The organism is Mycobacterium sp. NGS27 (assembly GCF_059813005.1).
The window spans coordinates 783914-795660 of record NZ_JCALDT010000002.1 but is presented as its reverse complement, the minus strand read 5'-3'; the positions used below and the strand labels follow the sequence as shown (position 1 = coordinate 795660).

15 protein-coding genes are annotated in these 11747 nt (G+C 66.8%); 4 read left to right on the top strand and 11 right to left on the bottom strand.

The features are described from left to right. Positions 1 to 52: 52 nt before the first annotated feature. The 6 genes from AC5Y30_RS08360 to AC5Y30_RS08335 all read right to left on the bottom strand — a co-directional run bounded on the left by AC5Y30_RS08360 (position 53) and on the right by AC5Y30_RS08335 (position 5339). Positions 53 to 994 carry a class I SAM-dependent methyltransferase gene (locus tag AC5Y30_RS08360; RefSeq protein ID WP_499917590.1) on the bottom strand — a complete coding sequence of 314 codons (942 nt, stop codon included), beginning with the start codon at positions 992 to 994 and terminating at the stop codon, positions 53 to 55. Positions 995 to 1020: 26 nt separating this feature from the next. Continuing rightward, the gene (locus AC5Y30_RS08355) at positions 1021 to 1962 is read right to left on the bottom strand and encodes a class I SAM-dependent methyltransferase (RefSeq protein ID WP_499917589.1); all 942 of its coding nucleotides are present in this window, start codon (positions 1960 to 1962) and stop codon (positions 1021 to 1023) included. A gap of 75 nt (positions 1963 to 2037) precedes the next feature. After that, the gene (locus AC5Y30_RS08350; protein ID WP_499917588.1) at positions 2038 to 2673 is read right to left on the bottom strand and encodes a TetR/AcrR family transcriptional regulator; all 636 of its coding nucleotides are present in this window, start codon (positions 2671 to 2673) and stop codon (positions 2038 to 2040) included. Positions 2674 to 2675: 2 nt separating this feature from the next. Continuing rightward, a complete protein-coding gene (locus AC5Y30_RS08345) occupies positions 2676 to 3656 on the bottom strand; it encodes a pirin family protein (protein ID WP_499917587.1) in 981 nt (326 codons plus the stop codon). A 135-nt stretch (positions 3657 to 3791) separates the two neighbouring features. Next, the gene (locus tag AC5Y30_RS08340) at positions 3792 to 4340 is read right to left on the bottom strand and encodes a Dps family protein (RefSeq protein WP_499917586.1); all 549 of its coding nucleotides are present in this window, start codon (positions 4338 to 4340) and stop codon (positions 3792 to 3794) included. Positions 4341 to 4427: 87 nt separating this feature from the next. Continuing rightward, positions 4428 to 5339, bottom strand: a complete 912-nt coding sequence (locus tag AC5Y30_RS08335) for a DNA-3-methyladenine glycosylase family protein (RefSeq protein WP_499917585.1) — start codon at positions 5337 to 5339, stop codon at positions 4428 to 4430. 60 nt (positions 5340 to 5399) lie between these two features. Between AC5Y30_RS08335 and AC5Y30_RS08330 the strand changes: the two genes are divergently transcribed. Then, entirely contained in the window at positions 5400 to 5801 is a 402-nt protein-coding gene (locus AC5Y30_RS08330; protein ID WP_499917584.1) for a nuclear transport factor 2 family protein, read from the top strand. On the opposite strand, the gene AC5Y30_RS08325 is transcribed toward AC5Y30_RS08330, so the two are convergent. The 4 genes from AC5Y30_RS08325 to AC5Y30_RS08310 all read right to left on the bottom strand — a co-directional run bounded on the left by AC5Y30_RS08325 (position 5795) and on the right by AC5Y30_RS08310 (position 8653). Next, a complete protein-coding gene (locus AC5Y30_RS08325; protein WP_499917583.1) occupies positions 5795 to 6175 on the bottom strand; it encodes a DUF427 domain-containing protein in 381 nt (126 codons plus the stop codon). The genes AC5Y30_RS08330 and AC5Y30_RS08325 overlap by 7 nt on opposite strands. Positions 6176 to 6205: 30 nt before the next feature. Then, positions 6206 to 7018: a class I SAM-dependent methyltransferase gene (locus tag AC5Y30_RS08320; protein ID WP_499917691.1), complete on the bottom strand. Its 813-nt coding sequence runs from the start codon at positions 7016 to 7018 to the stop codon at positions 6206 to 6208. 112 nt (positions 7019 to 7130) lie between these two features. Continuing rightward, entirely contained in the window at positions 7131 to 8150 is a 1020-nt protein-coding gene (locus AC5Y30_RS08315; protein ID WP_499917582.1) for an NAD-dependent epimerase/dehydratase family protein, read from the bottom strand. Continuing rightward, a complete protein-coding gene (locus AC5Y30_RS08310; protein WP_499917581.1) occupies positions 8147 to 8653 on the bottom strand; it encodes a nuclear transport factor 2 family protein in 507 nt (168 codons plus the stop codon). Before AC5Y30_RS08310 ends, AC5Y30_RS08315 begins: the two co-directional genes overlap by 4 nt. 88 nt (positions 8654 to 8741) lie before the next feature. Between AC5Y30_RS08310 and msrA the strand changes: the two genes are divergently transcribed. Further along, positions 8742 to 9254 carry a peptide-methionine (S)-S-oxide reductase MsrA gene (msrA, locus tag AC5Y30_RS08305; protein ID WP_499917580.1) on the top strand — a complete coding sequence of 171 codons (513 nt, stop codon included), beginning with the start codon at positions 8742 to 8744 and terminating at the stop codon, positions 9252 to 9254. A 37-nt stretch (positions 9255 to 9291) separates the two neighbouring features. Here the strand turns inward: msrA and AC5Y30_RS08300 are convergent, their stop codons facing one another. Beyond that, positions 9292 to 10611 carry a cytochrome P450 gene (locus AC5Y30_RS08300; RefSeq protein WP_499917579.1) on the bottom strand — a complete coding sequence of 440 codons (1320 nt, stop codon included), beginning with the start codon at positions 10609 to 10611 and terminating at the stop codon, positions 9292 to 9294. 144 nt (positions 10612 to 10755) lie between these two features. Here AC5Y30_RS08300 and AC5Y30_RS08295 point away from each other — a divergent pair, with 144 nt between their 5' ends. Further along, positions 10756 to 11373 carry a TetR/AcrR family transcriptional regulator gene (locus AC5Y30_RS08295; protein WP_499917690.1) on the top strand — a complete coding sequence of 206 codons (618 nt, stop codon included), beginning with the start codon at positions 10756 to 10758 and terminating at the stop codon, positions 11371 to 11373. Positions 11374 to 11479: 106 nt separating this feature from the next. Further along, positions 11480 to 11692 carry a TOBE domain-containing protein gene (locus AC5Y30_RS08290; protein WP_067834587.1) on the top strand — a complete coding sequence of 71 codons (213 nt, stop codon included), beginning with the start codon at positions 11480 to 11482 and terminating at the stop codon, positions 11690 to 11692. Positions 11693 to 11747 lie beyond the last annotated feature (55 nt).

The following is an 11747-nucleotide window of genomic DNA, read 5'->3' as shown; positions in this document are numbered from 1 at the left end:
ACGGTGAACGTGCGAGGGGCCTACGCGGTCAGGCGCAACGACGCCGCGCCGTTTAGAGCCGCTCGGCGATCACGAAATCGGAGAACGCGTCCCGGTCCTCGTCCACCTCGGAGCTCTGGACCCCGCGGCCCAGGCGGTGCATCTCGTCGATCGAGTTCTGCGCCGTTGCGCGCCAGCCGTTTTCGTTGAGCCAGTCGGCGAGGTTGGCGCGGTGCTCGTCGCGGTACATCAGCTCGCCGACGTCGACGGTCTCCTCCAGGCCGAGTTGCTCGGCCACCTTCTTGAACCGTTCCCGCATCTGCTGGCGCCGCTCCTCGGCGTGCATGGGTGCGGTTTCGGCCGAGACGCGGCTGCCCGCCGGGCTCAGCTCGCCGATCTGGGTGAACAACTTGTCCTGCGCCTCGGCGGGCAGGTACATCAGCAATCCCTCCGCCAGCCAGGCGGTCGGCTGGGCCGGGTCGAAGCCGGCGGCGCGCAGCGCGGCCGGCCAGTCCTCCCGCAGGTCGATCGCCACCTCGCGGCGATCGGCGGACGGCTTGGCGCCGCTCTCGGCCAGCGTGGTGGTCTTGTAGCCCAGCACCTCGGGCTGGTCGATCTCGTAAACCGTGGTGCCGGCCGGCCAGTCGAGACGGTACGCCCGCGAGTCCAGCCCGGACGCGAGGATCACCACCTGCCGAATCCCGGCGGCGACGGCGTCGGCGAAGTATGCGTCGAAGAAGTGCGTCCGGACCGCCTGGTAGCCGCGCATGTGCTGCATGCGCGCGGCGGATTCTTCGTCGATGGCCTCGATCTTGGCCACCACCTCCGGGTCGAGCATTGCCTCCCACAACACCTCGGCGCCGGCGTTGTTGACGAGCAGCCGGGCGTAGGGGTCGCGGATGAGCGCGTCGGGCTGCTCGGTTTCGATCGCCCGGGCGGCGGCCACCATGACCGCGGTGGTGCCGACGCTGCTCTTGATGTCCCAGGTGTCGTCGTGGGTGCGCAGTGAACTCATGGCGGTGCTCCTTGCTAGATCCGTGGTCAGGCGATGGGCTTGCCGAGACGCGCCCGCACCAACGTGCTGCGGACGGCTTCATCAGTCAGGTCGTCGGGTACCGGACGGCCCAGCCGGGCCATCTCGTCGCGGTTGCTCACGCTGTGCACCCGCCAGCCGTGGTCGGCCAGCCACACGGCGGCGTCGGATCGGTCCGGCTCGTGGTAGGTCAACGCCTGGACATTGACATCCAAACCGAGCCGGTCGCGCATCCGCAGCCAGCGCTGCGAGTTGCTCCGGGAGTTCAGGCCGAACATCTCGATCGCGATCTGGCTGTCCGGCGCGCTGAGCGCGGTGACCATCTCGAAGAGCCGGTCTTGGGCGTCGCTGGGCAAATACGGAAGCAGCCCTTCGGCCAGCCATGCGGTGGGTCGGGTGGGGTCGAACCCTGCCGAGGTCAGGGCCGCGGGCCAATCGGCACGCAGGTCCACCGGGACCGGATGCCGGATAGCGGATGACACGGCGCCGTGCTGCTGCAGGATGTCAGCCTTGTATTGCAGCACCTGGGGCTGGTCGATCTCGTAGACCGTGGCGCCGGCCGGCCAATTCAACCGGTAGGCCCTGGAGTCGAGCCCGGCGGCCAGGATCACCACCTGCCGGATCCCGGCCCCGGCGGCGTCCGCGAAGTACCGGTCGAAGAAGTGAGTGCGCACGGCCTGGTAGTCGATGCCGCACCGATGTGAGCGCTGTCCGTGCTCGTCACCGTCGAGCCAGGCGAGGTCCGGGTCGGCCAGCCGCGCCCACGCCGGACCGGCCGACGCCACCAACAGTCGCGCGAAGTCGTCGCGGATCAGCGGATCGGGTCCGGCGGTTTCTGCCGCGCGCGACGCGGCGACGCCCAACGCGGTGGCGCCGACGAGTTCGGTAATGGTCCAGCTGTCGCCGGCAGACCGTACGGAAGGCGGCGGCGAGGCATCCAGATCAGTCATATCCCGGCCATGATACCGGGATAAGTTAGTTAGCCTATACGCTTTGTGCGCAACTTCACTGAACGCGGGGCAGCGCTAAGCCTCTGGCTGCTGCAGCGCGCCCTCCAGCAGCTGGCGCATCACGCCGACCAGCGCCAACAGGTGCTCGGGGCTCTCGATATAGCCGGCATAGAGACCGACCCCGCAGACCAGCACCAGCAGCGCCTCGGTCAGTGCCGACGCCTCGATGCCGGCGATGATTTCGCCTCGCTCGATCGCGTCGTTTATGACGCCCAGGAGAAAAGATCGGGCAAGTCGAACGGAATCATCGTCGCTTCCGACCAAATCCGGATGGCGTTGCGATTCCAGTACGCCCGTGACTAAAAAAGCGGATCCGGCCGGGTTCTTCGAATTGGCTCTCGTCGCTTCGGCGATGAATGCCGTCAACTGAGCCGCCAGGGTGGTTTCGCGTTCAGCCTGTTTGATGCCGGCCCCGATGACGGATTCGTTGGTGTCTACCAGCACTTCGCGGTAAAGCGCGCGTTTGCTCGAGAAGTAATGGTTGATCGCAGGGCGGGTGAGATCGGCGCGCGCGGCGATGGCCTGGAAGGTCGCGCCGTCGTAGCCACGCTCGCTGAACACCAAACGAGCAGCTTGGATGATTCGTTGCCGAGTCTCGTCGGCCTTCGCGGCGGGCGGACGCCCCGGCCGGCGAGTCCCCCGTGGAAGCATTGCTAAAGTGTGCCACCGCCGTGGTGCGGCATTAGCGCATTTGGCGGAATGCTGCCAAACTTCCCGGCCTGGTAGTCCTCGAGCGCCTCGATCAATTCCGAGCGAGTGTTCATTACGAAAGGCCCGTAGTGGAATACCGGCTCGCGAATCGGCTGCCCGCCCAGAAGCAGCAAATCAATGGCCGTCCGGCTCGAATCCGCGGCCCGCTGGGCCCCCACCGTGATCCGATCGCCCGGTCCCAGGACCGCTAACTGCCCCTGGTGGATCGGATGTGCGACCGGGCCGACGTACCCGCTGCCGGACAGCACATAGACCAGGGCGTTGAAGTCGCGCCGCCACGGGATGTCGAGCCGTGCCCCATTCTCGATCGTCGCGTGCGCGAGGGTGATCGGCGTGTGGGTGACGCCGGGGCCCCGGTGGCCGTCGATCTCGCCGGCGATGATGCGGATCAGCGCTCCGCCGTCGTCGGATGCCAGCAACGCGGCGTCGCCGCCTTCGATCGACTGGTACCGCGGGGGTGCGAACTTGTCTTTCTTCGGCAGGTTCACCCAGAGCTGGACGCCGTGGAAGAGGCCCCCGCTGTCTACCAGCTCGGCGGGCGGCGTCTCGATGTGCAGGATGCCCGAGCCTGCCGTCATCCACTGCGTCGCGCCGTCGGCGATCAGGCCGCCACCGCCGTGGGAGTCCTGGTGCGCGAACTTCCCGTCGAGCATGTAGGTCACGGTTTCGAAGCCGCGGTGCGGATGCCAGTCGGTACCCCGTGGCTCCCCCGGCTGGTATTCGACCTCGCCCATCTGGTCCATGTGCACGAACGGGTCGAGCGCCGCGGTGCTGACCCCCGCGAACGCGCGCACAACCGGAAAACCCTCGCCCTCGTAGCCGCGAGGGCCGGTGGTGATCGATCGAACCGGCCGCCCGGTGTCGGCGGGGCCGGGACCGCTGACTCGTGGCAACGTCAGCGTGTTAGCCGTGACTGCAGGCATCTGGCCTCCTCATATCGTGGATGCCCTATATAACCGGACTAGGGTCCACTTATTCCGGAGGAGGTGCGCTCGGGCGCATGCACTTCGCCCCGGCGCCGAGGCGCCGGGGCGAATGTGTGGAGTCTGGGCTTATTTTCAGGATTTGCCACGGGCGCTGCTTGCGGCATCCTTCTCGGTGCTCTTACCCTGGTGCGCCAGCTCCCCGCCGGCGCTTTCCAGGTGCGCCCGGACGAACCATTGGAACTTCTCCAACTGCCCGGCCTGACCGATCAGCAGATCCTGGGTCACCTGGTCGAGTTCGTCCGTCTCGTCGATGTATTGCCGAATGTCCTCGATGACACCGGTGTAGACGAGGTCCAGCGCGGCCAGATGCGCCTGTACCGTGTCCCGACCGACCGAGTAGTCGTCCCACGACCGGTCCTTGATGATGGCACCGGGCGTCCCCTGCGGCGAAGCGCCAAGGGCCGCAATGCGTTCGGCGACATCGTCGGCAAACCCACGCACCGCGTCCACCTGCGGGTCGATCATCTCGTGCACGCCGATGAAGTTCGGGCCAACCACGTTCCAGTGAATGTGCTTCAGCGTCAGATGAAGATCGTTGTAGGTGCTCAGTTGCTTCTGCAGCAGTTCGGTGAGGCGCGCCGCCTGCTTATCGGTCAATCCCGGAATTGTGAACTGAGTCATCGCTTATTTCCTAGCTTCCTTCCATGGTTCGCACACAGCTACTTGCACTGGTGGGTACCCGATGGCCGCGCTGAAAAACGCTACGGATCAAAGCGAGTGGATTTGCTGCACCGGCAGCCGCGGGCCGCGGCGGGGTTCGTACGCCAGTCCGCTGGCTTCGAGCAGCCGGACCACCCGCTGGCGGTGGGGTCGCATCGGCGCGAGCAGCTCGAGCATGCCGGCGTCGTCGACGGGCCGGCCCAGCAAGGTCCAGCCGATCATTTTGGGAATGTGGTAGTCGCCCACCGACACGGCGTCGGCGTCGCCGAAGGCGCGTTGCGCGGTCTCGGCGGCGGTCCACTCCCCCACCCCCGGCAGCGACATCAACGCCTCACGCGCCTGCACCGCCGGCCGCGACACCAACCGTTCCAGCGAGGGAGCCCGGCGCGCGCAGGCCACCACGGTCTGCGCCCGCCGCGGGTCGACGTTGGCGCGATGAAACTCCCAAGACGGGATGTGCCGCCATACTTGCGCCGGCGGCATGACGCGCATCCCCGCCGGCGCCGGTCCCGGCGCGGGTGTGCCGTACTTGGTCACCAGCACCCGCCACGAGCGAAACGCATCGGCGCCCGGCACCCGCTGCTCGATGATCGCAGGAATCAGGGCCTCCAGCACCAGCCCGGTGCGGCCCAGGCGCAAGTGCGGAACCCGTTGGTGCGCAGCCGCTACCGTCGGATGTTTCGGCACGAAGTCCGAGTCGTCGTCCTCGAGACCCAGCAGGGCGGGCAGCATTTCGATGAATTCCCGCGCCCCACTCCCCCACGCCTCGCCCTGCGCGGCATTGGGCGCGACGCGAGTGATCCGGGCCGTGACGGATCCGCTGGGCAGCAGGCTGGTGCGCCAGATCGAGCCGTCGCCGGGAGATCGGAAGCACGGATCACCGCGACCGCGGCGCAGGGGCGCCAACGTGTGTCCGAAGCTGACGGGCCCCGGAAACACGACCGTGCGCGTGCTGTTCACGTGATGATTCTCCGACTGCCCTGATTGACCGTTCGCTGCGGTCCAAGTCAATATTGCGTTGTGATGACGCCGTTCGATGACCCGCAGGGCGAACTGGCTTGGATGTTCTTGCAGACGGTCAGCGATGACGGCGATCTGGACGAGGGTTTCGCGCTGCTCAGCGACGACTTCACGTACTGGACCCTCTACACGCGCACTTCCTGTGACAAGGCCACGTTTCGGCGGGCGATCGAGGAACGCAAGAAAGACCTCGAGCTGATCATCGACCTGGTGCGCTGCGTCAACGAGGGAGAGACGGTGGTGGTGGAGGCGCAGGCCACCGGCACCACCTCCGACGGCCTCGAGTTCGACAGCCCGTTCGTATGCATCTTCGACACCCGCGACGGGCTGATCGTCTCCATGCGTCTGTACAGCGACACGCGCGCGGTCGCAACCGCCCTTCCCGGGTGGATCCCCTACTGAGCCGAGACGGTGATGTCGGCTTTGGTGGGGTAGAACGCCACATGCCCGGCGATCGCCGCGACCGCCGGATACGGCTGCTCGTACGTCCAAATCACGTCGTCGACCGTCTCACCGGCCGAGGTGGTCACGCTGTAGTAGCTCGCGTCGCCCTTGAAGGGGCAATAAGTGGTGGTGTCGGTCCGGGTGAGCCGATCCTGCACCACGTCGGCGATCGGAATGTATTGCACGGCAGGCAAAGTGGCTTCGCGTAATTCCAGTGCCGCGGTGGTGTCGGCGACCAGTTCACCGTTGACGCGCACCTGAACCCGTCCGTTGGTCGGCTCGATGGTGATCGGGTGCCCCGCGTTGGGTTCTTTGATTTCCGGGTGGGCCATGGTGGTTCCTCCTTAGACGGCTATCGGGGTTCAACGCGCGTCCGTGGGCAGGTCTTCCCGTCCGGCCGGACCAAATGCGTAGCGGTGGTATTGCGCCATGTTCGCCAGTGCGGGAAACAGCGACATGGTCTTGCCCAAGGCTCGCGATGAGCGGGGCAACTGCGCGAAGGTGTACGACTCGAACCACCGTTCCCAGGCCAGCAGCCGCACCCCTGGCACGCTATCGACGATGTCGTCGGGCCCGTTGATCGCCCAGCGCAGCGTCGACCCCGACCGTCGCACCACGGTGTTGAGCCACTGCGACTTGATCCCGAGCCAATTGAACGCGTCGAATTGCAGCTCGCCCGAACCGAACCGGTCGACCACCCGGCGCAGCAGCGCGGTGCCGTCCTGCCGGGTGAGGTACATCGTCAGCCCCTCCCCGATCAGCAGGGCGGGACGGTCGGCGGGGATTTCCGCCAGCCATCCCGGGTCGGTGACCGAGGCGGCAATGACGCGATAGTGATCGCGGCCGGGATAGAGCTGGGTGCGCAGGGCCACGACCTCGGGGTAATCCACGTCGTACCATTCGACGTCCGGGCCCGGCCCCAGGCGGAAAAACCGGCTGTCGAGCCCGCAGCCTACGTGCAGCACGATCGAACGCGGGTGCGCGGCAAGGAATTTGCGTGTCCACTCATCGAAGTGCGCCGACCGGGTGGTGACCGACGGTGCCCGCCGCGGTGTGATGGTGGTTTTCTTCCAGTCGTAGTCGATGCGCTCGACGATCTCCTTCGCGTAGCGATCGCCCAGGATCGGTTTTTCGAAGTCGGCATCGAGCGCCTTCGCGTAGAACGTCGCCAACATGGTCTGGGGCGCGCCGGTGAGATCGACAGGCACTCGCGCGGTAGTCACAGCGCCCGAGGCTAGTCCCACTTTCGGAGCCGCGCCGCGTCCTGAACAGCGGCCGGCGTGGTGTTCAGCCGGGAGTCGTGCTCCGGCTCTTGGCATTTCGCATCGCCGCCCAGAACCGGGCCGCCTCGCGGATGGATTCCTCGACCGGGCGCGGCTGCCAGCCCAATTCGCGGACGGCCTTGCTGTGGTCGACGGGCGCCTCGGCACGCATCATGCGCACCGACGCGAGGCTGAGCTCGGCGTCCTTTCCGGTGAAGCGGGCCCGCAGGTCGCCCAGCGCGCCGAGCGCGTACAGCATCGGGACGGAGATGGAGCGACGCGGCGCGCGCATGCCGGCCTCGTCGGCCGCGATGCGGACCACCTCTGTCAGCGCGATCATCCGCTCCGAGATCAGGTACCGCTCGCCGATGCGCCCGTGTTCGGAGGCCAGGATCATGGCCCGGGCGGCGTCGGTGACGCCGACGGCTTCCAGCTGGATGCCCGCCATCGTGAAGGGCAGCTTGCCGAAGACCGCGCCGGCGATGAACGCGCCGTGCGGGGTGCGGCCCCAGTCACCGCTGCCGTATGTCGTCGACACGCACATCGCCACCGCGGGCAGCCCGAAATCGGCCACGTAGCGCAGCACCAGGTTCTCGGCCTGGACCCGGGACCGGACGTAGTCCGATACCCCCCGGGTGTCGATGATGTCCTCTTCGGTCGCGACGTGCCCGCGCCGCCGCCCGACGGTCGCGTAGGTGCTGGTGAAGACGAACCGGCGCAGTTCGGGTTGCGTGACGGCCACCTCGAGGACGCTGCGCAGCCCTTCGACGTTGGTGCGAAACAGCGGCGAGGTGTCGCGCAGCCAGGCGCGGGTGTCCACGACGCAGTAATAGACGTCGTCGACACCCTGCATCGCCTCCCGCAGCACGGCGGTGTCGAAGACGTCGCCATGAAACCGGGTGAGCTCGAGGTCGTCGATGGACCGGGTGTTGGCGCCCTCGCGCACCATGGCCCGCACCTCGTGGCCGTCGGCGACCAGCTGGCGCGTGACGTGTGAACCCAGAAAACCGTTGGCGCCGACGACGAGTTTGGGCTTGGTGCTCATCGGGCGCCTCCGTATTGCTCCATGAATTGCGCGCCGGCCTCGTCGAGGGTGCCGAGCTCGTGTGCCTTGCGGCACCACTTCAACGTGGCCTGCACGAAGCGCAGCGGGTTGTAGATGTCTTCCTGCTGGCGCCACAGGCCATCGCCGGCGTAGGTGATGATCGAGATGTTCGTCGCGCCGATGACCGTCCCGTCCCCGGGATCGCGCATCGGGTTGTCGAGTTCCATGATGATGCGCCCCGTGGGTTCGTCGATCACCGACCACAGCGACGGGAACGCGACCATGTGGCTGCCTGGAAAGCTGCCCATCGTTCGGCTGATCCACTCACGAACCTCGTCGCGGCCGTGCATGGTGCCCGCCGCGTGTTCGATGTACACGACGTCGGGTGTGTAGTGCTGGACCCAGGCATCCCAGTCGTGTGATCGCGCCGCCGCATCGACGGTCGCTTCGAATTTCTCGAAGGCGGCGGCCAGTTCGCTACGGGAGAACTCGGGCATGCTCATGATTTCGCGGCACCGTTGCAGCTCATCGGCGGAGTGTAGCCTGGCTTTTGTTCCTATCCGAGGGCTGGCCGGTTATGGAGGACGAAGGATGACCAACCAGAAAGCGATTCTCGCCGGCGGCTGCTTCTGGGGGATGCAGGAACTGATCCGCAAGCAGCCGGGCGTGGTTTCGACCCGGGTCGGTTACACCGGCGGCGACGTCCCGAATGCGACCTACCGCAACCACGGCACGCACGCCGAAGCCATCGAGATCGTGTACGACCCGGCGGTCACCGACTACCGCACGATGCTGGAGTTCTTCTTCCAGATCCACGATCCGACAACGAAAGACCGGCAGGGCAACGACCGGGGCACCAGTTACCGCTCGGCCATCTTCTATCTCGACGAGGACCAGAAGCGGATCGCGCTGGACACCATCGCCGACGTCGAGGCGTCGGGGCTGTGGCCCGGCAAGGTGGTGACCGAGGTCAGCCCCGCCGGCGACTTCTGGGAAGCCGAGCCCGAGCACCAGGACTACCTGCAGCACTATCCCAACGGATACACCTGCCACTTCATCCGCCCGGGCTGGAAGCTGCCGCGCCGGGCGACCGCGGAGAAGTAGCGACGCTGGGCTCCCGGCCGCACTGCCCGCGCCGAGATCAGCGCCGGCGCACCACAATTCGGCCGCCGGCCTTCGGGGTGAACGCGACCCCGCGGCAGTGCCAGCCTTCGTCGGGCGCATCTGTCGTCTCAACAGTCAAGCGGCGCAACACCGTTCGAAGCACCACGTCCATCTCCATGTTCGCAAACGCCGCCCCCACACAGCGGCGCGTCCCGCCACCGAATGGGATCCACGACAAGGCCGACGGCTTGGTCCCGAGGAAGCGGTGCGGGTCGAAACGGTCCGGATCGGGGAACACGTCGGGGTTGCTGTGAATCTGCCCGATTCCGACGATGATCGAATCGCCACGCGGAATCACCCATTCGCCAAGCTGGAAGGTCTCGGGATAGACGTGGCGACCGGCGAGGTCGATCACCGTCCTGGCTCGCTGCACCTCCAAAATCGTGGCCTGACGCAGCTCGCTGCCGCCGTTGTCGGCCTCTTCGACGAGCGCCTTCAGCAGGTCGGGGTGCCGGCTTATCCGTTCGAACGCCCAGCCCAGCGTGGATGCGGTGGTTTCGTGTCCGGCCGCCAGCAAGGTGAGCAGCTCGTCGCCAATGTCCTTGCGTGACATGGCCGAACCGTCTTCGTAGGTGGTGCGCAGCAGCATCGCCAGGACGTCGGTCCGCTCGGCGAAGTGCGAGTCGGCCCGCTCGTCGTCGATCAGCTTGTCGATGACCTTGTCGTACCGGCGGCGCCATTCGGCCAGCCGTCCCCACGGGCTGTACCTGCCGAATTGGCGTTTGGGCATCGGCACCGACGCGAGTCGCGATCCCAGGGTGACCCACGGCGGAATGAGCCGGCGCAGCTCGTCGAGCTCGGCGCCTTCCGCTCCGAAAACCGCGCGCAGAATGGCGTTCAGCGTGATCCGCATCATCGGCGGCAGCGTGGGAAATGGGCTGCCTTGTGGCCAGTCGGCGATTTCGCGCAGCGTCTCTTCTTCGATGATGCTTTCGTACTTCTTCATGCTCTTGCCGTGGAACGGCGGCGCCAGCAGCCGGCGCCGTCGGCGATGTTCGTCGCCCTCGAGCGCGAAGACCGAACCGGTGCCGAACAGCCTGCCCAGATTGGGCTGGATGTTGCCGAGCTCGTCGGGGCTCGTCGTGAAGATCTGCTTGGCCAACTGCGGGTCGCCGACGGCGATGACCCGCCCGTACATCGGCAGGTTGAGCGTGAATACATCGCCGTGGCGGCGCGCCAGCCGTTGGATCATCCAGCGCCGCGACATCGAAAACCCAAGGCCCTGAAGCACCTTGGGGATCCGGACCGCCGGAGGCAGGTTGACGGCGGCCGGCGGGGCGGCGACTTGGTGGCTCATGACGATGGCGTCTCCCAACATCTGCCCCGGCGACGGGGCTGGTACGGCGATGTACCGCAGCGCGTTCCTTGTACGGTACTCTGATGTACCAGGCCTGACAAGGTGCCGCATCCACCGAAAGGGGGCACCCGCGTGACACCAACGGTGACAGCGACTGCCGCCGACGCGGTCGCAGGCGACGCACCCGCCGGGCCGGATCCGTTTCGGCAACGACTGCTCGATGGTCTGGCCACGTCGATCACCGAGCGCGGCTACCGCGCCAGCACCGTCGCAGATGTGGTCCGCCACGCTCGCACGTCCAAGCGCACGTTCTACGACCACTTCGCCGGGAAGGAAGAGTGCTTCCTCGAGTTACTGGCCGTCGACATCGAGAAACTCGGCGCGAAAATCACGGCGTCGGTCGATCCCGAGGCCGATTGGCATGTGCAGATCCGCCAGGCGGTCGAGGCGTATGTCGGATACATCGAGGCGCGCCCCGCCATCACGTTGAGCTGGATCCGTGAATTGCCCTCGCTGGGGGCGGCCGCGCGACCGGTCCAGCGGCGCGGACTGCAGTTGCTGACCAGCCTGCTGATCGACCTCAGCGCCAGTCCGGGGTTCCGGCGTGCAAAGCTGCCTCCGCTGACCGCGCCGTTGGCCGTGATCCTGCTCGGCGGCCTGCGGGAGCTGACCGCACTTGCGGTCGAGGACGGAAGGCCGGTCCGAGGAATCGTGGAACCCGCCGTCGATGCATCCGTAGCCCTGCTCGGCCCGCGGCATTAGGTCCGTACGTTCCCGTAAAGGAATGCGTGGCAAGCCATTCTGGCGCCGGTCCGGCGGGGCTAAGCTCAGCGCAGACCCCACCCGTTCCGACATGGAGGATCCTGCGATGCGGCTCTCGACCCGAAACCAGCTCAGGGGAACCATCACCGAGGTCGAACTCGGCACCGTGATGGCCGTTGTGAAGGTCACGCTGGACGGCGGCGATCAGGTTGTCACGTCGTCGGTCACCAAGGACGCCGCCACCGACCTCGGACTCAAGGTCGGACAGCCGGCCACCGTGTTCATCAAGTCGACTGAAGTCACCATCGGCGTCGACTAGCATCCCGCGCGTACACTCGGCGCGCCACGACACTTACGTCACGCACACGACACGC